This window comes from Caproicibacterium argilliputei, from assembly GCF_029211325.2.
GTDB classification, from domain to species: Bacteria; Bacillota; Clostridia; order Oscillospirales; family Acutalibacteraceae; genus Caproicibacterium; species Caproicibacterium argilliputei.
Genome location: NZ_CP135996.1, coordinates 1,328,602 through 1,349,623, shown reverse-complemented (window position 1 = coordinate 1,349,623; position 21,022 = coordinate 1,328,602). Strand labels below are relative to the sequence as shown.

Annotated in this window: 22 protein-coding genes and 1 riboswitch; of the genes, 8 read left to right on the top strand and 14 right to left on the bottom strand. The window is 46.5% G+C overall.

From position 1 onward, the window contains the following. Nucleotides 1-57 precede the first annotated feature (57 nt). From PXC00_RS06530 to PXC00_RS06500, 7 genes are all read right to left on the bottom strand, one after another. Nucleotides 58-1,269 carry a BsaA family SipW-dependent biofilm matrix protein gene (locus tag PXC00_RS06530; RefSeq protein ID WP_275846069.1) on the bottom strand — a complete coding sequence of 404 codons (1,212 nt, stop codon included), beginning with the start codon at nt 1,267-1,269 and terminating at the stop codon, nt 58-60. Between the two features lie 63 nt (nt 1,270-1,332). Beyond that, entirely contained in the window at nt 1,333-1,866 is a 534-nt protein-coding gene (locus PXC00_RS06525) for a signal peptidase I (RefSeq protein WP_275846070.1), read from the bottom strand. A gap of 4 nt (nt 1,867-1,870) precedes the next feature. After that, the gene (locus PXC00_RS06520; RefSeq protein WP_316935173.1) at nt 1,871-2,518 is read right to left on the bottom strand and encodes a BsaA family SipW-dependent biofilm matrix protein; all 648 of its coding nucleotides are present in this window, start codon (nt 2,516-2,518) and stop codon (nt 1,871-1,873) included. A 51-nt stretch (nt 2,519-2,569) separates the two neighbouring features. Then, nucleotides 2,570-5,977 (bottom strand): VWA domain-containing protein, encoded by a 3,408-nt coding sequence (locus tag PXC00_RS06515; protein WP_316935172.1) that lies wholly within the window; start codon nt 5,975-5,977, stop codon nt 2,570-2,572. Between the two features lie 79 nt (nt 5,978-6,056). Continuing rightward, a riboswitch (cyclic di-GMP riboswitch) is annotated at nt 6,057-6,138 on the bottom strand. A gap of 240 nt (nt 6,139-6,378) precedes the next feature. Continuing rightward, nucleotides 6,379-7,032, bottom strand: a complete 654-nt coding sequence (locus tag PXC00_RS06510; RefSeq protein WP_275846073.1) for a Crp/Fnr family transcriptional regulator — start codon at nt 7,030-7,032, stop codon at nt 6,379-6,381. A 166-nt stretch (nt 7,033-7,198) separates the two neighbouring features. Beyond that, a complete protein-coding gene (locus PXC00_RS06505) occupies nt 7,199-8,305 on the bottom strand; it encodes an SGNH/GDSL hydrolase family protein (protein ID WP_275846074.1) in 1,107 nt (368 codons plus the stop codon). Nucleotides 8,306-8,439: 134 nt separating this feature from the next. After that, nucleotides 8,440-9,387, bottom strand: coding sequence for a metal ABC transporter substrate-binding protein (locus PXC00_RS06500; protein WP_275846075.1), 948 nt, complete (start codon nt 9,385-9,387; stop codon nt 8,440-8,442). A 126-nt stretch (nt 9,388-9,513) separates the two neighbouring features. Here PXC00_RS06500 and PXC00_RS06495 point away from each other — a divergent pair, with 126 nt between their 5' ends. The 6 genes from PXC00_RS06495 to PXC00_RS06470 all read left to right on the top strand — a co-directional run bounded on the left by PXC00_RS06495 (nt 9,514) and on the right by PXC00_RS06470 (nt 14,695). After that, complete coding sequence (locus PXC00_RS06495) at nt 9,514-10,182, top strand: metal ABC transporter ATP-binding protein (protein ID WP_275846076.1); 669 nt, start codon at nt 9,514-9,516, stop codon at nt 10,180-10,182. Between the two features lies 1 nt (nt 10,183). Beyond that, complete coding sequence (locus tag PXC00_RS06490) at nt 10,184-11,011, top strand: metal ABC transporter permease (protein ID WP_275846077.1); 828 nt, start codon at nt 10,184-10,186, stop codon at nt 11,009-11,011. Nucleotides 11,012-11,048: 37 nt separating this feature from the next. Next, entirely contained in the window at nt 11,049-11,954 is a 906-nt protein-coding gene (locus tag PXC00_RS06485; protein WP_275846078.1) for a CobW family GTP-binding protein, read from the top strand. Between the two features lie 8 nt (nt 11,955-11,962). Then, nucleotides 11,963-13,540 (top strand): permease, encoded by a 1,578-nt coding sequence (locus tag PXC00_RS06480; RefSeq protein ID WP_275846079.1) that lies wholly within the window; start codon nt 11,963-11,965, stop codon nt 13,538-13,540. Continuing rightward, entirely contained in the window at nt 13,537-14,286 is a 750-nt protein-coding gene (locus PXC00_RS06475) for a TIGR03943 family putative permease subunit (protein ID WP_275846080.1), read from the top strand. The genes PXC00_RS06480 and PXC00_RS06475 overlap by 4 nt, the downstream gene beginning before the upstream one ends. 70 nt (nt 14,287-14,356) lie before the next feature. Continuing rightward, nucleotides 14,357-14,695, top strand: coding sequence for a four-helix bundle copper-binding protein (locus tag PXC00_RS06470; RefSeq protein WP_275846081.1), 339 nt, complete (start codon nt 14,357-14,359; stop codon nt 14,693-14,695). 81 nt (nt 14,696-14,776) lie between these two features. Here PXC00_RS06470 and PXC00_RS06465 read toward each other — a convergent pair whose 3' ends face one another. The 4 genes from PXC00_RS06465 to PXC00_RS06450 all read right to left on the bottom strand — a co-directional run bounded on the left by PXC00_RS06465 (nt 14,777) and on the right by PXC00_RS06450 (nt 16,461). Continuing rightward, a complete protein-coding gene (locus PXC00_RS06465; RefSeq protein WP_316935171.1) occupies nt 14,777-15,004 on the bottom strand; it encodes a hypothetical protein in 228 nt (75 codons plus the stop codon). A 41-nt stretch (nt 15,005-15,045) separates the two neighbouring features. Then, nucleotides 15,046-15,201 carry a hypothetical protein gene (locus PXC00_RS06460; protein WP_275846083.1) on the bottom strand — a complete coding sequence of 52 codons (156 nt, stop codon included), beginning with the start codon at nt 15,199-15,201 and terminating at the stop codon, nt 15,046-15,048. Between the two features lie 248 nt (nt 15,202-15,449). Continuing rightward, nucleotides 15,450-15,704: a helix-turn-helix domain-containing protein gene (locus PXC00_RS06455; protein WP_275846084.1), complete on the bottom strand. Its 255-nt coding sequence runs from the start codon at nt 15,702-15,704 to the stop codon at nt 15,450-15,452. A gap of 382 nt (nt 15,705-16,086) precedes the next feature. Continuing rightward, complete coding sequence (locus PXC00_RS06450) at nt 16,087-16,461, bottom strand: IS30 family transposase (RefSeq protein ID WP_407654318.1); 375 nt, start codon at nt 16,459-16,461, stop codon at nt 16,087-16,089. Between the two features lie 121 nt (nt 16,462-16,582). Here PXC00_RS06450 and PXC00_RS06445 point away from each other — a divergent pair, with 121 nt between their 5' ends. Beyond that, on the top strand, nt 16,583-17,359 hold the full coding sequence (locus PXC00_RS06445) for a DUF4393 domain-containing protein (protein ID WP_275846085.1): 777 nt from the start codon (nt 16,583-16,585) through the stop codon (nt 17,357-17,359). Nucleotides 17,360-17,520: 161 nt separating this feature from the next. Beyond that, nucleotides 17,521-17,820: a hypothetical protein gene (locus tag PXC00_RS06440; RefSeq protein ID WP_275846086.1), complete on the top strand. Its 300-nt coding sequence runs from the start codon at nt 17,521-17,523 to the stop codon at nt 17,818-17,820. Between the two features lie 477 nt (nt 17,821-18,297). Here PXC00_RS06440 and PXC00_RS06435 read toward each other — a convergent pair whose 3' ends face one another. From PXC00_RS06435 to PXC00_RS06425, 3 genes are all read right to left on the bottom strand, one after another. Then, nucleotides 18,298-19,263, bottom strand: a complete 966-nt coding sequence (locus tag PXC00_RS06435) for an IS5 family transposase (RefSeq protein ID WP_316935207.1) — start codon at nt 19,261-19,263, stop codon at nt 18,298-18,300. A 281-nt stretch (nt 19,264-19,544) separates the two neighbouring features. Further along, nucleotides 19,545-20,189 carry a hypothetical protein gene (locus PXC00_RS06430; protein WP_275847086.1) on the bottom strand — a complete coding sequence of 215 codons (645 nt, stop codon included), beginning with the start codon at nt 20,187-20,189 and terminating at the stop codon, nt 19,545-19,547. A gap of 466 nt (nt 20,190-20,655) precedes the next feature. Continuing rightward, nucleotides 20,656-21,018, bottom strand: a complete 363-nt coding sequence (locus PXC00_RS06425; protein ID WP_275847084.1) for a type II toxin-antitoxin system RnlB family antitoxin — start codon at nt 21,016-21,018, stop codon at nt 20,656-20,658. Nucleotides 21,019-21,022 lie beyond the last annotated feature (4 nt).

The following is a 21,022-nucleotide window of genomic DNA, read 5'->3' as shown; positions in this document are numbered from 1 at the left end:
CAGATTATTCTCCCCTCCTTTCCTGCGAGATGCTATCGAAATGACAAACAACCGTGTTTATTTGTCAGTAGTTGCTTTTACAGATTCGGTATTTGTTTGCTGCGCATTGTTGTTATCTGCAGCTGCATTTTTGTCTGCAGCTGCTGTATCTTGCGCATCCTGTACCGCTGCGGATTGATCGTTCTTGTCTTCTGCTTTTGTATCCGTTTGCGCGGAAGCGTCTGCATTCTGATTGTCAGCAACCTGATTGGTATTTTCCTGTGTCGGTGCTACAGCTTGATTGGCAGCCTTATCTTCATTGGCAGTTGCTTGTGCGTAAGTAACTGTGCCGTCGGTATTAAAGGTCGGTGCAACTTTGAAAATATCCTTTACAGCTTCTTCGTTTGCCTGGGTGACTTCCAGTGTCGGGGTCAGCGTATATGTAGCGCCTTCAAATGCATTGCCGAGATCATTATCGAACTTCACTTCAGAAAGCAAATTGGGCGTTCTCTGACCAGGTGTCAATACTTTGTTATAGTAGAAATAGCCGTCTTGATAAGTCCAGTCATCGGTGTCAAGGGCCAAATTGACATGACTGTCAATATTCGTGATCTTCTTGGTCGCACTGTCATAGGAAACCGTTGTCGGAGCAGCTGCTGTGTTTTGTGTATAGAATTCATAGGTTACTTGAGCGTCTTGCCCATCTTCTTTGGCGGGCGTATAATCAACGACCTGCTTGCCGTCCTTGGTTTCGTTGTATGCAAGATAGCCTGTACCGATGTTTTTTCCATCTTTATTCGTGATTTCCTGCGTAAAAACGTGCAGGGTGTCTTTACTAAGCGCTGTTGCTTCTGTATAACCTTCCGCAAGCGATTTCCAAGCTGATTCACTGTAGTAAACCGGAACCTGATTCGCACCGGCAGTTGCGGAAGCAGACTTCGTAATCGTCGGGCCGTTTGTGTCGTCACCAACAAGCGTCTGTAGCTTTTCGGTCAGTTTAATGCGCACAACCACCTTGCTCTGTCCGTTGTTGACAGCGCCCACCTGCTTGCTGATTTCTGCGCCGGGTGTCACCGGAACCGGATTGTAGATATCCACCAGGCTGGTGTTAAACGTATCGGTTGAAAAAACGTTATCCTTGGATTCGGTCTTGCTGAACCAGGCAAACGTACCGCCCAGCAGACCCAGTGCGCAAAGGATGGCCGCAGCCCCCAGGACTTTCTTCTTAGCAGATTTTTTGCGCACAACCTGTGTCGCTGTCTGCTGCTCATTGGTGTTGATTTCGTTCATTGTGTTTCTCCTTTCAATTTTCAAAGACTTGTTCTTAAATTTTTTGCATGCAAATTTATTTATTCAGCTCTGCGGCTGAGACTGTCTGCCGAAAATCAGGCGTAGCCCGGCAATCAGCAGCAGTACCGCAGCTGTGAATATCAAAACAACCAAAAAATGCTCCTTGATGAACGTTAAAATGCCACCCAAAAAGCGCAGCTTTCCAACAGCAACGCCGACAATCTGACTCGCCTGAACCGGCTGATCCGGCGTCGGATTGGCATCTCCTTTTGTGGTAAAAACGGGTTGTTTGCCCTTTGCTTTTTGAATGGCGGTCACACGGTGCGTTACCACTGTCTGTCCGCTTGAGTCACTTGCGGCGGCATACGTTACGATGTCCCCCACACGGACATCCTGCGGCGCTGTCATTTTCACAAAGACCATATCGCCTTTATAGATGGTCGGCGTCATACTGCCGGACAAAACGTTGTAAAAGCGGTACCCAAATACGGATTTATTAGGATTGCTATTCATAGAGAATAGCAGCACACTTCCTACAGCGAGTATCACTGCCGCATAAAAGACAATGTTCCATATAATTTTCAATGCTTTCTTCATGCTCTCATCCATTCTTTGAAGCAGTCTGAGCTGGGCTCCAAGTGAGGCTGCCCGTCGAATCCACTGTCGGCTGCATTTGCCAGACTTCCTTTGCCGCCTCCGGCAGCGCCTGCACATTTTCCACGGTAAATTTCAGCTGATACTGCGCATCTGCATAAGCTTTCACATCCGGCAGATCGGTTGCAAGGGTAACAGAATCCATAATGATTTCTGTTTTTTCACCGGCTTTCAGTATCTTACAGTAATAAAAATAATCGCCGCTTTTCACCCACTGCTGATTCCATGCATTTGTAAAGTGCTTTTGCGCTACATCATGCGTTTTCTTATCTGCACCGAGATACTGGCTGCTTAAATAACTGCCGTCCGCGGCTGTCCAGGTTTCTGCAGGAGCCGGCACGCGAATGTATACATCCACTTGACCGTCATTTGTAAAGGAAACTTTTTTCGTAACCGGTTCGTCTGGTTTCCAGTCCTTGGGCGGATTGAACACTTCCGTAACAGATACATGACTCGCCGCAACGTGAAATGTATTTGCTTGCTGCGCATTTTTTGAAAACCACGCAAAAGAAGAACCCACTGCTGCAGCAGAAACAGCCACTGCCGCACAAAGTGCCGCGACAATTTTTAGGTGCCTTTTTATCTGCATTGTCATGAACTTGGTGTTCACCCACCTTTCCCGCACAAATTGCAGTTGCTGTGCGCTTTATGAAGCCTGCGTAAGGGAACTGTCCGTTTGGAACAGATTGCTCACGGAATCGCTGCCGTGGTAGTAGGACGGCGGCTGATACTGATTGGTAATCGTCACCGTGTGTTCCAGACTTTTCGCAGAAATTGTTACCTGATAGGTATCGGCGGAGCCTTGAACCGCGTCGGCTCCCTGTGCACTGACAAACCGGTAATCCTGCGGAACCACTTCATGAATGGTATAAGTACCGGGCTGCAGATGAGACAGCTGCAAGCCGCCTATTGTTCCTGCCGTCAGCGGCAAATCCACTGCGTATCCATTTTCAGCGCAGCGAACTTGCACGGTAAACGCTTTCTGCAGACTTCCTTTTCCCTCTTTTAATGTTTTTTGAATGGTGATGCTGCCGGTGCACGGAACCATAATTTTTAGCGGCACCGTCTGATCAAAGTCTTTTTCCACCACACAGCTCTTTGCGTTTTTATAAAGGTTTTTGTTATAAACGCGTAAATAATAGGTTGTTGTTTCTGTCGGGGAAACTTGGACTTGCTTTCCCTTTTTATTTTTCCACTTTTTCCCGTTTTCTGATGTTGCCAAAACCGTTTTTTTATCCGTGTCCAAAATTTCCCATGTAAAGCCTGTCAGGGTACCGGGTGTCGTTGTAAAGCCCGCCACATCTCCCGTACCATAAACCGCTTTGTTGGAATTTTTGAATGCCGACAGGCTCGTTAAATCCACTTTTTCGCCGCGTGCAATCGTCTGCTCCCCGCCGGTAAGCGCAGCCGTTCCGGAAATTGTGACCTGTGGAGAATCGGTTGTTTTCGTTTGTACGTTCTTCGTAACCGGATCCGTATAAGTCAGCGATGCGGACACATTGGTCGGCACAGTCTGCCCGTCCGGACTTGCAAAATAATCACTCTTGGCAGTTGCTTCAAATGTAATGTCTTGCGAAGCTTGGCTGAGGGATAAGTTTTTCCATGTAATGGTGGTCTGGCCCTTAGAATCCACTTGAACTGTGCCGCCCTGCTGCTCGATGGCTTTCTGTTGGGCATCTGTCAGCATGAGATAATTCGGCAGCGTATCGGTCACCGTGGTACTGTTATCAAAAGCATAAGACAGTACACCCTCTTCTAGCTTTTGAAAAACATTGTTTAAACCGTCTTCATCCTGAACCAGCAAGTAATTTTCCGGTTGACTGGCCAATGCTTTCATAGTCGCTTCGCCTTCCTCACTGCTGCCGATAAAGGCGCTGTAAATGGAAGTATCACTGCGGTCAGAAAGCCCTTTTTCTTTCATGCGCTGCGCCGCGGCACTTGCATTTTTCACATTCGGTCCATTGGGTTCCCCGTCAGAAATAAAAATCACAAACTTTCGCTTACCGTCATTAGCGTGCGCTTGTACCGTTTCTGCCACCAAATCAATCGCTGCGTCCAGGCAGGTATATGGGGCGGGATAAATTTTGGAAACCTGCGCTGCGGCACTTACAGGAGTTGTAAAGGCGTTCAAAAAAGTCCCCTGAAACGCTGTTCCTTTCGGTGTGTATTTAGCATAGTCCTTATTCCTCGTACCATCCGAATTATGAATGAGATTATAATCCGCTGTATTCATCGGGTCATCTTTGTAATAATTAGAATCCCCATTAATAGCATCTTTGCTCCAACAAAAAGTGCCAACTGACACCGGTATTTGTTTATTTTGTGATAGCTTGGAATTGCACTCTGTCAGTTTTGTTAAGAAGTTTTGTGTCGCGCCCTGAAGCAGTGCCAGCCTCGAATCCTTCGCAAATATTTTGTAATCCGGATTTCCCACATCATCCAGTAAATTTGTATCGTTGGCGTGCTTTTTTCCATCCACCGAAAGTTTCATACTGGTGGAACGATCCATCATCATGATAACTTCGGCATCTCGCTGTGACGTGTAGTTCTGAATCCGGCCGGAACGGCTTAGCGTAATTTGGGCTGTCCGACCATCTGAAAGCATTTTCGCTGTTTTGTTGAACGTGACCTGCACGGTTGGATCCGGCACAGTCACCGCGGCTTCCGCTGTGCTTCCGGCCTGAAATGTCGCACATTTTAAACCGCCGCCGCATTGGACTGTGACGGTGTTGGCATACACCGCACCGGTAACAGCGCAATCCTGAAGGGTGATTTTTGCCTCGGGTGCAAGGAGTGTTCCCAACACGCCGGCCTGCGGAGATGATAAAATCTGCAAATTTCCAGAAAGGCTTCCCGAATCCGTACAGAAATTCCACAAGATTCGTCGGGCAATGGCGTTGTATCCGGAACCCGCATTGATGCCGCCGATGGTTACCTGCGGCAGTTCAACGGAACTGCAGCCCGCAGGCAGGTGGAGATTGATTACTAAATACTGGGAGTTTTCGAGAGAAACACCATCATTTGCGAGGTCGTTCCAGTTAGAGTAATTAAGCACTTCATTAAAATCCTGATGGACTTGCTCCGCAGAAACAGTTTCGGAACCATCCCACCGCCATGAAGATTCCGGCGTTATATTCAGCACCTTTACTGCCGCATCCTTTGAGGAATCCGACACCTTGCTTAGTTTTTGCGACAGGCTATTTAATTGGTCGAAAGTTTTTTTTGCAAATGAACCGTTTTCTGTACCAAGTTCAACGGGAAACTTTTCATTTGTCACAGCTGAAAGCTGGTCGATTGCTAGAAAGCACTTGCTCTTCTTGTCAACTGCAGAGCCTTTGTTTCCACCCGGATTGTCGGGACCGTTCAACTGCACTTGACTGCCGAAATACACTTTGCCGGGTAAAGATTGAGAAATATCTTTCACTTTTAGAGTTGTGCCATTTGTGACGTCAAAGTCTTCTATGTAGTTTATATTTGCATACTTTTCCGAATCCGAGCCAGCCGCAACCTGAAACTTTGTGCCGACCTTTGTATTCGCTGTTCCATTCTGCAGCAAATACACATAATACGTTTGTCCCGGCTTCAGCCCTGTAATCGTTTTCTGCACGGTCTCTTTTTGAGTGGATTCCACCCAGAATGGCTGCCCGACCGCTGTTTTTGCTGCTTCATCCTGATAAACACAAAATTCGTAATTCCCTTTCGGTACTGTAAGGTTTAAAACGGCGGAGCCTGCCGAAGAACCGGTGTCCTGACTCCAGTTATGCGTGTTGCCGACTTCCCCATAGCTGCCGGTAAAATTTTGTACCGCCAAGTTTGCTTCTACATTCAAGTTATTTGGATTTGAAAGGGTGTTGGCGACAATGCCGAAATAGCGCGCATTGCCCAGTCCCTCGGCAATCGAAAGCGGTGTCAGCTCTGATTCGGAATCGGCTGCATGGGCGGAAGTGCCCGCGAAAGCAACGGACACGGTACAGAACAGGACAGAAAGGCTCAGCGTCATGCAAAGGAAGCGCTTCAGCCTGCCGCCCATTCTTTTGATTTTGCACAGATTCATACGCCGCCCACCCCCTATTCCAGTTGAAAATAAGCAAGAAAAAAGCCAAAACATGAAAACGACAAAAAATCGTTTCTGTTTTGGCAACTGGCTGCCGCCTCTTGGTGAGGGGCCCTATAGCTTTGCGTCACCGATTCTCATCGGCTTTGCTTTTACAAATTTGCTGTACAGGTTCTGCACTTCTGGCAGATGTTGTATCTTGGTGACAAAGATATCGTACCACAAATTTGCTAATTTGTATGTAACAAAGTTACGCAAATGGCTGTTTCCCTTTCGATTTGTGGGAAGTGGTGATTCATTTTTCCGAAATGCAAAAAATAAATTAGATTTTCCTTTTTTGTGCGCGCAATATGCACAGCTTGTAATCCGTCTTTGTGAAGTCTTCTCCGCCAAATGAGAGTTTATAGGATTTCCTGCAATTTTTTGATATCTGTTAACTGTATGGAACCGCGGTGAAGCGCTAAAGCACCGCTTTTCTGCAAATCTTTCAGCACGCGGGTAATGACTTCGCGTGCGCTGCCTAAATGGCGAGCAATCATTTCATGGGTAATCTTGAGGTGCGCAGTCCCCTGCAGACGGCTTTCTTCCAAAAGGAACGACGCCACGCGGCTTTCCAGCCGGCGGGAAAGCATTTCATTCAGCAGTGCGATCACCCGCGAAAAGCACCTGCGCTGCAGGTGCATCTGGCATTTCAAGTAGGGCACCGAGGCATTCATCAGGCAGCGGTGCAGGTGTGCCGGAATACAGAAAAGCGCTGTGTTTGGCTCTGCCTGGCACAAGACTTCATACTGTGGAGCTTCCACGCTGAAAGTTTCCGGTATGTACTCGCAAAACGACCCTTGTGTCATCCGGCAAAGCGTAATTTCTTTGCCATCTTCTGCCAGCAAATAAACCCGCACACACCCCTGCGCAACCGCAAGAATATGGTATTTTTTTGCAACCTTTGATACATTCAGCGAACCGGCCTGCACCGGAATCACCGCTGCGTTCCTTTGAATCTGCTCACGCTCCAGCGTGGGGATGTCCTCAAATGACAAAAGATTTTCCGCATTCATAACAGGCTCCTCCCAAACCAGTTCCAACGCCGCCCCAGCGGGGCTGCATTGGAACATCATTTTGCTTTTTCGGCGGTCTGTCAGACCTTGTGTGAAAAATCCTTCTTGTTTCGATTTGCTCCGATTTTTCGGATAACTGTTTTGACAGACTGCCGCAGAGATGCGTTTACAAATAATGCTTGATTTCCACAGCTAACTGCTCTGCCGCTGCTTTGTGACACGCATAGCCCGGATGCTCGCGGGAGCCCATAGTGGCAGTATCCGCAACCGGCAGCATAAACAGGGAGGTGTGCTTGTCTGCTGTCTCTGCCACATAAGTTTCGACCGCTTCGCGCAGGATGCTGTCAATCTCTGTCTTTAGCAACCCGCAGACCCATAGAATGTGCGCTTGCGGATTGCAGCGTCGAATCTTTCTGCCAAATGCCGTAATGGCGCTTTCTAAACGAGCGCGGGACGCAGCCTCCGGCGTGCCGTCTGCATTTTGTTTCTGCGCAAAAAGCCGCCCGGCCTTTTCGTCCCGATAAACCGCGGGCTTGCCAAACGCAGAGGCATCGTTCGCACCCAAACAGATAGAAACCACATCCGGCTGCCAGCCGGCAAAATCATAAGGAGCAAAAGCACCTAAAGCGGCATTATGCGTTCCCTGCAGGACTCCGCAAACCTGCTCATAATACTGTGGAATGTTGCACGCCGGATTGCCGTCCCAGCTGGAAAGAAAACCCCAGCCGCTTTGGGAAACAATGCGGAAGTCAGCGTGAAGTCGGTTCGCTGTTTGAAACGCATAATCAAACACCGAACTGAACACCATAGAATTCCACTGCATTTCCTTCTGTGCGCCGACAGTACCCTCCCCAGAGGTCAGGCTGTCCCCAATGAATTCAATCTTCCCCTGTTTCGGCGGCAGAGGGAGAAACGAACCGTCGGTTCGCACCGCGTGAATCTGCAAATAACTCGCTGGGTCGTCGTGCATGGCCTGCACCTCACGCAGAATTTTGACATTGTGCGGTATTTCTGCATCCATGCTTCGCAGTATAGGCAGCCAATACCGCCCTTTGGGCAGCATCTGTCGGCTGACAAGGGCGTCATCCACCAAAACGGCGATCCACGGCTCCAATGGGCCGTAGTCTGTCTCTACTTCGAGCCAGACTTCCCCAGCTTTCAGATTCATTTCGATTCCGCTGCCGGACCAAAACAAAGTGAGCGGATAGGCACAACCATTGGTTCTCCCAAAAATATGCAGGCTTTCAATCGCATCCAGACGAAAATCTTTCAAGGTGTTTCTCCTCCAGTCCTTTTCTATTTCCAGTATAATAATGTGGAAAATAAAAATCAAGACGCACACCGCACAGCCACAGCGGGAAAAAACCGCCAAAACTGTGCAGGATGCGTCCTGAAAGAAGAATTGCCTTATCCTTTTAAACTGTCGTAAATTTTTGTTAAGTTATCCTGCAAGCGCGTCAAATAGTCTTGATTGTCTTCGGCACTCTCCATCGTATAAATGGTTTCCACCTTTGCGCCGACTTCATCCGCAAGGGTTTGGGAGACCTCTGGACTTGCCATTTCTTCTGCAAAAATCGTAGTGACCTGATTTTTTTTGCAGTAGGAAACCAACTGTGCCAACTGCTGTGTACTCGGCTCTCCCTCCGCAAAAACATCCTCAACGCTGTTTTGTGTCAAACCGAAGTCGCGGCACAGATAGCCAAACGCCGCGTGGCCGGTCACGAAACTTTTCTTCGGAACAGATTTAAATTTTTTACTATACGTCTGATAAAGGCTGTCTAGCTTTGTAAGGTATGCATCGCGGTTTTTCTCAAAATACGCGGCATCTTCAGCATCTGCCTTTACAAGGGCCGTGCAAATGTTGCGCACTTCTGTTTCGGCGCCTTTGATGCTGAGCCACAGATGCGGGTCGTACTGACCATGTTCCTCTTTTTCCCCTGCATCTGTGTTTTGAATCGGCTTAGCACCTTTCGAAGCTTCCACGACAACCAGTTTGGAATTTTCTGCAGATTTTACGGCAGCGTCTGCCCAGCTTTCCATGCCAAACCCATTGTAAACGAAAATATCCGCCTTGCTTAAACTGACCAAATCCTGCGCTTTCGGCTCAAAGTCATGCGGCTCCGTACCATCCGGAATGATGACGGAAACATCCACTTTTTCTTTGCCAACTGCTTTGGTAAACTCCTTCATGGCATCAAACGTAACAGAAACGTGCAGAACCTTATCGGCAGCCGATGCTGCAGAACCGCTGGAAGCCGCCTGCCCTGCCTGAGAGGAAGCGCCGCCACCGCAACCGGTCAAAGCAGCAGCAGCAACCGCGGCGCTGAGCAGAACCGCAGCATATTTTTTTAACATAACCTGTCAACTCCTAAACTTTTACTTGCAAATGCGCATTGTTTGCATCTATAATAATAGGCGCACCATTAAGATTTGTCAAGCGCAAATGCAAATCATTTGCATTTGCGCAAAGGAGGAAGCAATTTGATCGAAGCAGAAGACTTAACCTTTTCCTATACAGGCACTGCCCCTTTTATCCTGCACCATCTGCAGCTGGATATGAAAGACGGCGCGTATATTTCCGTTGTCGGTGAAAACGGCTGCGGCAAAAGCACCCTTATGCGCCTGATTCTCGGCTTTTTGAAGCCCACCGCCGGAAGCATTCACTGCAGTGCCAAACGAATTGGCTACGTGCCGCAGAAAACAAGCTTTGTGAATGATGACTTTCCCATTACGGTTTATGAAGTCATGGAGTCCTATCGCAGACTGCTCAAGCAGAAAGATAAAAAAGAAGTGAATGCGTGCCTGCAAAAGGTCGGTATGCTCGAAAAAATCCGCGAGCCGATGTCTTCCCTTTCGGGCGGACAGGGACAGAAAGTCCGCATTGCACGTGCGCTGATGGGCAGCCCAAAGCTTTTGATTCTGGACGAACCCTCCACCGGCGTAGATGTGCAGAGCCAACAGGAAATTTATGGCCTTCTGAAAAAGCTCAATATGGAGGACGGTATTTCCGTTTTATCCGTGGAGCACAACCTGACCGCTGCCATTGAAAACTCGACCGCAATTTACCACATGAACAATGGTCAGGGGCACCTGTGTACGCCGCAGCACTACGCAGATGAGATGCTGACCGTCAACAAAGGAGGAAACTAAAATGCTGCAGTATGGTTTTATGCAGAATGCATTGATTGCTTCGCTGTTTATTGCAATTCTCTGCCCGTGTATCGGAATTTTTCTGGTTGTGCGCCGATACTCTATGATTGGGGACACGCTGGCGCACGCTTCCCTCGCTGGCATTACGGCCGGTCTGCTGTGCGGGCAGAACCCTGTGCTTGGTGCGTTCGTTTTTACTTCTGCCTGCGGCGCGCTGATTGAATTTCTGCGCAGCTATTTTAAAAAATACACCGACCTGATTCTGAGCATCGTGCTGGCGCTGAGCGTCGGCACCGCGATTTCCATCATTAGTTCCGGAAAACTGCACGCAAACGCAGATTCCTTTATGTTCGGAAGTATTCTGACGGTTACAAAAGCAGACATGATTATGATCAGCGTACTGAGCCTGATTGCCGTCTGCACGCTGATTTTCTTGTACCATCCTCTGCTTTACATTTCCTATGACGAGGAAGCCGCCAAAATTGCCGGCGTGCGGGTCAAACTGATTAACTACGCGTTTTCTATTCTGACCGCCGCAGCTGTTTCTGTTTCCATCCGCATAGTCGGTGTACTAGTGCTCAGCTCCATGATTGCGCTGCCAGTTGCCACAGCCATGCAGCTCGGAAAAGGGTTTCGTCAGACGCTGCTGCTTTCCATTCTTTTCAGTCTGATTGACATTCTGCTCGGTCTGTTTTCCTCTTACTACCTGAATGTTGCACCGGGTGGCTTCACTGCACTGGTTTCTGTGGCAGTTCTGATGGCAGTCCTTGCCGCCAAAAGGATTCAGACTGTTTTCCGTGCGGCACACAGCCGAAAGTCTATCCAATAAAGAAAGAGTACCAATTGAAATAAGCGGAGGATACAAGATGACAGATTTATATCTCATTTCCGGATTTCTGGGCGCAGGCAAGACCACCCTGATTGCGCAGCTGCTGCGGGAAGCCTTTCCGACCGGCAAAACCGTGCTGATTGAAAATGATTTTGGCGAAGTCAGCATTGATGCTGCCCTGCTGCGCACCGGAAAAGTCAGCGTGCGGGAACTGAATGCGGGCTGCATCTGCTGCAGCCTGTCCGGGGACTTTGTTTCTGCCCTGGAGGATGTGCTGCGCAGACAAAAGCCAGACCGGATTCTCATTGAACCTTCCGGTGTTGGGATGCTGTCCGACATTGAGGAGGGATGCCGGCACCCGCGCATTGCGTCGCTGGCTGCCGTACGCCGGAAAATCACTGCCGTTGATGTAAAGCGCTGCCGGTCGTATCAAGAAAATTTTGGCGCGTTTTTTGAGGATCAAATTCGCTGCGCAGATGTCATCTTACTGACACGCACCGAACAATTTCCGGACAAAATTGACACGGCTGTACAGCTGGTGCAAAGTCTGAACCCAGAAGCCACCGTTCTGCAGGCGCCGCTGCACGCGGACACCCTGCAAGCCATGCTTTCTTCTGCCCCATGCAGCGACTCTGGAGCGCTGCATGAAGCGTGCGGCGCTCCTCATGTGCACGCACATGAGGCTTTCCAAACCGTGACCATTCATACCACGCGTGTCTTTACGCCAGAAGCACTGCGGCAGTGCCTGCAGAAAGCGGAACAACTGCCGGGGCAAATTCTGCGTGCCAAAGGCATTGTGCCCTGTGCGCAAGGCTTTTTGCAGTTGCAGTATGTACCCGGAAGCTTAGAAATCATCCCCTGTGAAGTTGGCGGCAGCTCTGTCTGTGTCATCGGCACGCAGCTTCAGGAATCTGGCCTACAGCAGGCATTTGCGGAGGCATGAAAGCACATATGGAAAAAATTCCTGTGTATGTGGTCACCGGTTTCCTCAGCTCCGGAAAAACGGCTTTTTTGAATCATTTATTGAACCTTCCCGATTGGCGCAGGGTCAACCTGCAGGTTTTTCAGTTTGAAACCGGTGAGCAGGACTTTTCCTGTGTACATACGCACTGCCGAACCATGTCCTTCTCTAAACGGATGCTGGAGCAGCAGTTTAACGAAGTGGCTGCTCAGGTCACCGCCTCGCTGCAAAGCCAAACGCCGGATGAAATCTGGGTGGAATGGAACGGCACTGCGCCGCTTTCCCAGCTTCGGGCGCTTCTGCAGCAGCCGGAACTGCAGGCAAAGTGCCGCCTACAGAAGATTCTGTTCCTTGCCTCTGCCAAAACCATTGAAACACTGTTGGGACGCACCGGAACGATTCTGCCCGAACAGCTGGCAGAGGCAGACCTTGCTGTACTGAACGATGCTTCTTCCACAGAGCAGTACCGCCGTATCCGCAGGTTGCTGCGCGGTGTGAATCCCTGGCTTCCGGTCTGCCGCATCACTTCCTACGATGCTTTTTATCGCGAATGGTTTGACCGGGAAGAACGTCCGATGGATTTGACGTTTGCTTTCGCCGCAGCAGGGGTTATACTTTACCTGGCGGCACGACCGGTATTCCTAAAATATCAGCTGCCGTTTGACGCGGTCATTAACGCCTACTTGGGTATTCTCATGCAGGCTGTGCCTTTTTTGCTGATTGGCGTTCTGCTTTCCGCTGCCGTACAGGTGTTTCTTCCGCCGGCCGTGGTGGAACGGTGGCTTTCTAAATCTACGGGAGTCAGTATGCTGACGGCACTGGCGGCAGGTTTCTGTTTTCCGGTTTGCGACTGCGCCTCCGTACCGTTCTTTAAAGGATTGCTGCAAAAAGGAGTGCCTCTGCCCGCCGCAGTCACCTTTCTGCTTGCCGCTCCTATCATCAACCCTGCTGCGATTTTGTCCACTTATTTTGCGTTTGGCGGAAATCCGCAGATGGTCATTTCCCGCATTTGCTGCGGTATTTTGATTGCCCTGCTGGTTGGTCTGTCGTTCGCTCTGCGGACACCGCAGGAGCAGGTATTGAAACAAAACGCAGCCATGCTGCTCACCTGCGGTGCCTACACAAATGACGCCCAAGGCAGCAGAACCCTGCAAAAAGTCCGTCTGCTGCTGGAACACGCAAGCCGCGATTTTTTTAGCGTAGGAAAATTCCTTCTTATCGGTGCTTTCCTTTCCGCAGTATTCCAAAGTGCCGGCACCGGTGCGCTGACCCTTCTTGGCAGCCAAAGCGGCCTTGTCGGCTCCATTCTTCTCATGATGCTGACGGCATTCTGCCTATCGCTGTGCTCCTCCTCTGACGCAGTGGTGGCCCGTAGCTTTTCCAACGGTCTGCCCGGCAGCGCTGTACTGGCTTTTTTGGTGTTCGGCCCAATGCTGGACGTAAAGAACCTACTGATGCTTTCCTCTGTCTGTTCAAAACGTTTTCTTGTTCGACTGTCTCTCACAGTGGCTGTGCTGTGCTTCTGCCTGACCTTTCTGCTCGGCACCTTGAAAGGAGGCATCTTATGAAACTGAGAATTGGAAGCCGTCAGGCGCTGACCGAGTGTATCTGTGAATTCGGCGCGGGCACTCTGCTGCTCTTCTACGCCGCAAGCGGAAAGTACCTTTCTTACGTTGCGCCGCGTATTCGCCCATTTCTCTTTCTTGGCGCCGCCATTCTAATCGGATTCGGCATTTTCCGTCTGCCAACGATTCGTTTTCGGCAGCATCGAAACCACTCCGCGCACTGCCTGCTTTTAATCATTCCGGTTTTGCTCTTGCTGCTTCCGCATGAATCCACGCAGACCGTTGCCGCCGGACTGACTGCCACGCCAAAAATAGAAACCCGCCAATCCTCTTCGGAAAAACAGCAGGATACAGATACAACGCTTTCCGGTCTTGACACCTCCCACAAGCACATCACGGTTTCCAATCAGGACTTCTATCCATGGATGGAGGAAATCAATGAACATCTGAACAAATACATTGGCTACTCCATTACCATGACTGGATTCGTGCTGAAAAATTCAGTCAATATTCACGCCGGTGAATTTGTTCCCGCCAGACTGGCGATGACCTGCTGTACTGCTGACCTAACGCCCATGGGGCTTCTCTGCAAATACGATAAAGCCGCCTCTTTGAAAGAAAACGCTTGGGTCACTGTGGAGGGAACCCTCTTAAAAGGAACTTTTCAGGGTAGTCCCGACCCGCAGATTCAGGTTAGCAAAGTCACATCCGCACAGCCGGTAAGCGATTACATTTATCCTTATCAGTAAACGCTGGTATAAAGCTCCCCTGCCGTGGAATCCTATTGCTTGTAATCATGCAAAAGGAGCTGTGAAAAATATGGGAGTCGTAACAACCAACACGGATAAAATGCAATCCTGCATTGACGTGTGCAGCCGGTGCGCGCAAGCCTGCCAGGAATGCATTCGTCTTTGTCTGGAGGAACCGGATGTTGCCGCACGAAAAGAGCACATTAAAAACATGATGGGCTGCGCCGCCATCTGTAAGGAAGCGGCGTGCTTTATGGAAATGGAATCCACACATATTAAGGAAATTTGTCAGCTTTGTGCTTTTCTCTGTGAGGAATGTGCCTCCGGCTGTGCGCAGTTTCAAGACGAGCATTGTCAGAAATGTGCGGCAGAGTGCCGAAAATGTGCACAGGAATGCCGTTCCATGTGATTCGTACTTTTCTATGTGCCCTAGATCATACAAAAACCGCTGCGGAAGCGTAAATGCTGCCGCAGCGGTTCTTTTTCGCATTTATTCGGTACTGCTAAGCGTAAGGCTGCCGGATTCTTTGCCGGAAACAGCGAAGAAAAAGAATGTTTCTTTGCTGACAGCCGCAAAATAACCGGTACGACGAAATACCGCCGCGTAATACTGTTCGATCTGTTCCAGTGTTTCACGCAGCTGCAGCATCGCCGCAAATGCGGCGGTATGGTCCTGCTGTTCTAAAGCAGACGAATCGAGAGCGGATTGAGTGTCCAAATTTGTACCCTACCGACAAAAGTCCACATTGATTCAAGTAATCAATGAAGTGCTTTCTGAAATTCTTTCTTGCTTTGTTCTTCAAAATACTTTTGTTCCAACGTTGCAAGCAGACGATCCTTAGCCATCCCATCGAATATCATTTCATCCCTACCATATGGCTTAGCCGACGATTTTTTTCTAATAGATAACGCCATATTTCTGTGCCTTCTTTAAAGAAACAACAAAAATGTGTAAACCCCAAAGCGCATTTTTCTGAAAATAAAAAATCCTTGAAACCCGCATGAGCACTGGGCTTCAAGGACTCTATTATGGTCGAGGTGACTGGATTTGAACCAGCGACTTCTACGTCCCGAACGCGCACAGAATGTTCTATTTCCTCTAGTGCTTATGCGGCTTTTATTGAATCCATGTGCCACATATATGCCACATCAGCTTTCCCTCGCTATTCGTCACGCACTTTGCTCTGCTGTGCTCTTGTGCCGGTCGTCTTAATCTTGTTCGGTACATAAACCATGATATCCGACAGTTCGCAATTCAGCACTTCGCAAATCTTACTTAGGTGGTCCAAGTTCACCCGGTCTATGACCTCATTGTACATTGCGTTAATGGTCGCTGCACGAATGCCGGTCGCCCGTGCAAGATCTGCCTGCGTCCAGCGAAGCTCGCCCAGCTTGCGGGACAGTAAAATTTTTATCATATGCTCTTACCCCTTGTGTAAGAGCATAACCGATTATCGTTCGTTTAATCCATAATTTGTTATATTATTACTATATCAGTAATTTAGCAAATTAAGAATTTAATAAACGGGTGAATTGTAGCGTGAGAGTCCCATTTGCAAAACAAGAATCCCAATTTGAAAATGAAAGCTGACAATTTGTAATCGAAAAGCCCGATTTGTAAATAAAAATCCCTTTTTGAAAACGAAACTCCCGAATTCGGATACATTTTTCGTAAAAAGGCGTATACTGGTTTCAGTTGATCCGAAAAAAGCATAAAACAAACAAAGGCACAAATCCTGCTCAGTTTTTTTGCAACTGGATTCTATCCTTGCGGGATGATATGGATTCTCGCTTTACAATTCAGCTGAATTGTAAAGTCAAGTGCGCCAGTTCGTGTAGAAAAACTTGAATAGAGGATTTCCAGCCAAGGCATTTACGAGGTCTGGAATTGATGAGAAACAGGCTGTGAGTTAATTCTGCTTGCGGCACCAAGGCGAGATTTGTTTTTTTCGGGTAGAACTCTCGAAGTAAACCGTTGGAATTTTCGTTGCTTCCACGTTGCCACGAAGAATAGGCATCAGCAAAATACAAAGTTAATCCCAGTTGTTTCTGGATAGCTGTACAGCAAGCAAACTCTTTTCCACGGTCTGTTGTCCCTGTTTGGATATTCCCGATGCGGTTCCGACGTTCATTGTCATCTCTCTGTGATGTTTCCGTCGGAGCCAAATGGCTCACGATTCAGCTAGATAAGGCCATATGAATATGCAAGATTCGGCATAGCAAGCTGATTTTTTACTACGCTGGTCCTTTTTATGTGATATAATAAATTCAATGTTGATGTAAAGGGGCATATAAAATGAGTAAAAGGGAAAGTGCTCTTGGAGAACTTGCAAAGCAAGTCCCAATAAAAGAATTGTATATCGATTTACTTCATCCTGCTTTAAGTGAAGCGGGAAAGGGGCTTCAAGGAGTAGTCCATCTCGCATTAGCACCCATCTCTGGCATGGTGTGGTGCTATGACCAAATTTCTGATTACCTGAATGTTGCTATTCCTGAATATTTTGCTAAAAAGAAAATTCCAAATGAGAAAATTCAAGAGCCTGATGCCGCCATAGCCGTCCCTACAATAGAAGCTTTACGCTACACAGCGAACGAAGAAGTAATAAGAGAGTTTTTTGTAAATTTGTTGGGTGCATCAATGAACTCCGATACAACATCCTTAGTACATCCTGCATTTGTTGAAATTGTAAAGCAGTTATCTGTTTCAGATGCAAAATGTTTAATTTACCTGAAAAGCTATCGTAAAGCTCTGATAGACTTTGAGGTGCGAATAGATAACAGATATACATATGTTGGCAGCAATGCAATTGATGTTCCAAAAGAATTCAAAAGTAATATAACCTCTCACATCAATAACTTCATAAGATTGGGAATATTTGAAAAAGTAAAAACTACTCGTTTGTCATGTCCTTCTGAATTTAAAGTTGTCGAAGAAGAGATAAAAACCAATGCTGTTCTAACTTACAGTGAAGATGCCGAAAGTGTAGAAGTCAAGAATATAGATTTGAGCGCAGAATACTATTGGCTTTCTTTAACTAATTTTGGAGAAGATTTTGTATCAATTTGTTGTTAATTTTGATGGTCAGTTGCCTTCTCTTTTCTTGTATATAAGGTAATCGCTCGCTATTGTTGTTGCAATTGCTTTGATTTTCAGTCTTGGCCAGTGATATTTCGAAGTATTATAAACCAGATAAGATTTTTACAAGCAAGAATAACGGAAAAGAGTTTATTATTATGGAAAGTTCTTCAACAGGAGATCGCAAAGTCCACATTGGAGAATTAATGCAGTTTCTTACTTTCGTTTCATTAGAATATGCAAATATAAAAAATATTTCTTTTATACTATTTTTATGTGGAAGCGGTAAGAATCCGCCAACTGTTAATACTGAATATACGAGATTAAAATATTTTTTTGACAATTACCATATAAAACCAGAAGCACTAAAAAAGATCAAAGGAATTTATATTACTGATACAACAAATTATGTATTAGACATAAAAACAATAAGTACTATGAAAAACATCATGCAATAAAAATATCCTTTAGCATTTGTCCTAACAGACAAATCTTCTTTCGTCAATAGACAAAGTATCTCCCTTATGCCCCACTTCAAATTACGTTTTCGTAAGGCACCTTGATATCTAAAAACTGCCATTTACGAGTCTCTATTACCTTTTAGGGCCTACAACAAGCGGCAGAAAAATTTGCAAGTTTATGGTAGTACGGATTACAGCATTGTACGTGTTGTATGAATCCTCTGTTTACTGCTGCTTCCTTCGCGCCATTACAAGAGTATACACTCATCTCTAAACCATATTTTACACAATGAATTAAATCAACAACTTCATTCTTGTCCCCAAAATCATTTATACAGTGATCATTAAATGCACTATGAGACAAGGTATTGATTTAAGGCAACACCGCACAATGGCATAAAAAATCCACGCCATCTGCCAAAGGCGGCAAACAGCGAGGAACTCTCCCAATTATATCTGCGAAGGCAAACGCAATCAGACTGACAGGCCGGGCCTGTCAGCCAGAATCAGATTCGCCAACGCAAACATCATATTCAGTTTGGCGGTCTGCTTTTGCAGACCTCGGTATCGCGTCTTTCGGTACCGTAACAGACCTTTCACAACGGCAAAAACATGTTCTACTTTGGCACGAACCGATGACTTTTCGTGCTCTCTGCGCTTGAGTTGGGCTTGCGACCTGTTGGAACCCTTTTTGATTTGCGATGGGCGACGATTGAACTTGTAACGGATACGCTTGCCAGCATTGTTCTTTATAATGGCATCCTCGCGCTTTTCCGCTCCCAAATATCCGCTGTCTCCGTATACAACGCTTTCCTCTCCGGTCAGCAGTTTGGAGGTCATGGCGACATCATGGACATTGGCGGCCGTTACCTCAACCGTGTGAACAAGCCCGCTATCCTTATCCACCCCAACATGTGCCTTGTAGCCAAAGTGCCACGCATTGCCCTTCTTCACCTGATGTGCATCCGGGTCTCGCTGCTTCTCCTGATTTTTCGTGGAGGACGGAGCGGCTATGATGGTGGAATCCACAATGGTACCCTTTTTCAGAAGCAGTCCCTTTTGTTGCAGCAAATTTGCCACCTGCGCAAACAACTGCTCCTGCAAACCGTTTTGTATGAGAATATTACGAAATCTTCCCAGCGTATCCCCGTCCGGCACCTGATTGCTTGATTCCACGCCGCAGAAATCCGAAAAGGCACGACTGTCGATCGTTTCAGCCACCGTTGCTTCGTCGGATAGATTATATAGGTTTTGCAGCAGATACAGCCGCAGCATCAGTTCCAAATCATAGGGCTTGTTTCCGTGCTCTCCTTTGTAGTAGCACGGCTTGATCATGGCCACCCATTTCCCCCATGGAACGATGCGCTCAATCTGCTCGAGAAATTCTTTTTTCTTCGTACGCGCCTGTGCCAGTTCATCGCACAGAGCTGACATACTCATCTGCTTATCCATATACCTATTTTATCATATCTCGCTTCTTACCGCAGCTTTTTTTCTGTGCGGTGTTGCCTTAAAATAATATCATCATATTCTTCTTTCCATTCGGGAATTCTATTGGCCATATTAACACCTCTAACCATGAAACGTAATGACGTACACCGTTGCCTTTCAAAATTTATGAAGTAGAAATATTTGCTTGAACTATACGGACATTTACAAGATGATTGGAACTGTAAACCAACATCCATTTATTGGTGAAAATGAACGTTTAAAATTTTCTTTCATTGGCGTAGTTGTGGTATGTAATTATATACCCTATTACACTCTATTACTTTTCCATTATAAAATTCACCATTGAAATCGTTAAAATAAAAGCTAAATTCTTGATGATATTCATTGCCAACTATATCTTCAAAAATCAATCCAAACTGAACTTTATCAGTATTTGTATTTGAAAAAATCATTTTCTCTCTTTGTATAATTTGGACTTGGCATGTTTCATTAATCGGTGCACAATTCGATTCATAATCAATGGGTAAATGACAATCATATTGTATTATCTTGTCCCCATATTTATGAGAATACATACATTCTATTTTCTCTTTCTCAGGGTAAACTTCAACAATATTGATTGCAACCCCATTTCCAACATTTTTAAAAGCTATTATAAATACAAGAAAATTATTTTCATATACTGCACTAATTGACTTGATGCAAAGAAATGGGCGCACTTGTTCTCTTATGGATTCCGTATGTTGCGTCCGTTGCAATTCCAACTGTGCTTCAAATTGCTCCTGCTGTTTTTTTAGTTGCGCATAAAATTCATTTGTCTGAATTTTTTGACCCCTCTCAATTATGTGATTCGAGACTAAGGCTATTGCACAAGATACAACAGCTGCTATTATAGCAGCAATTATCGTTTCCATCCCATTCTCCTTCTAAAACAATCAACAATTATATACATGGCCTCCCACCATTAAGTGTGAGGTGCGGTTACAAACAATAAATCATAGTATAGGTGATTTAAACCGGTCCTTGATGGTTTTGGCAAGGATGAATATGATCCATCCTTGCCAAGTGCATGAAACTGTCAAAAGCACTCAAACCAGCGCTATATTCATTCTCTTGCTACCGCAGCAACAGTCAATAGACTGAATGCGGAGCAGTATTGCACTGTGCTCTTTTCTCAGCTTCCTCAAAAGGATTCTCTTGCCCTGACCATGATTCCTTATACGCTATCCTGCTTTGCCGCCTTCGGGCAGCTTTTTCTTTGCATTACGCGGGGATATTGGGCAATTACCTTCATTTTACAACCTATCATATAATAAGTCGAAAAGAACCAAAGCCATGCAACGTAAAATCTTTGTATGGCTTTGTTCCCTTTTTGACTTATTAAATTGAAATCCCGCTTTTTAACATTCTCTTTTGGATTGAGGATAAAATAGAAAAGTCAATCAAATTATGTTGAAAAAGCAAATTCCTTGATATATTACGAACATACGCATCTTTTGGAACGGTATAAAATGAAATTGAATTCCTAACTACTTTCCCATTCTTCACATCTAAGGTAATAAATCTATCTTTACTATTACCAGAATGTAGTATTTGGTCAATTATAATGTGCCCATATTCCATAGATGACACGGCTTTTTCAATTTCATCAATTGGAGTCAACGGAGCATCTGAATTTGTCAAAAGTAATAGCGCAATAAAATCATTGAAATTTTCCAGTTTTGACACGTAAAACTTATCCATCTGC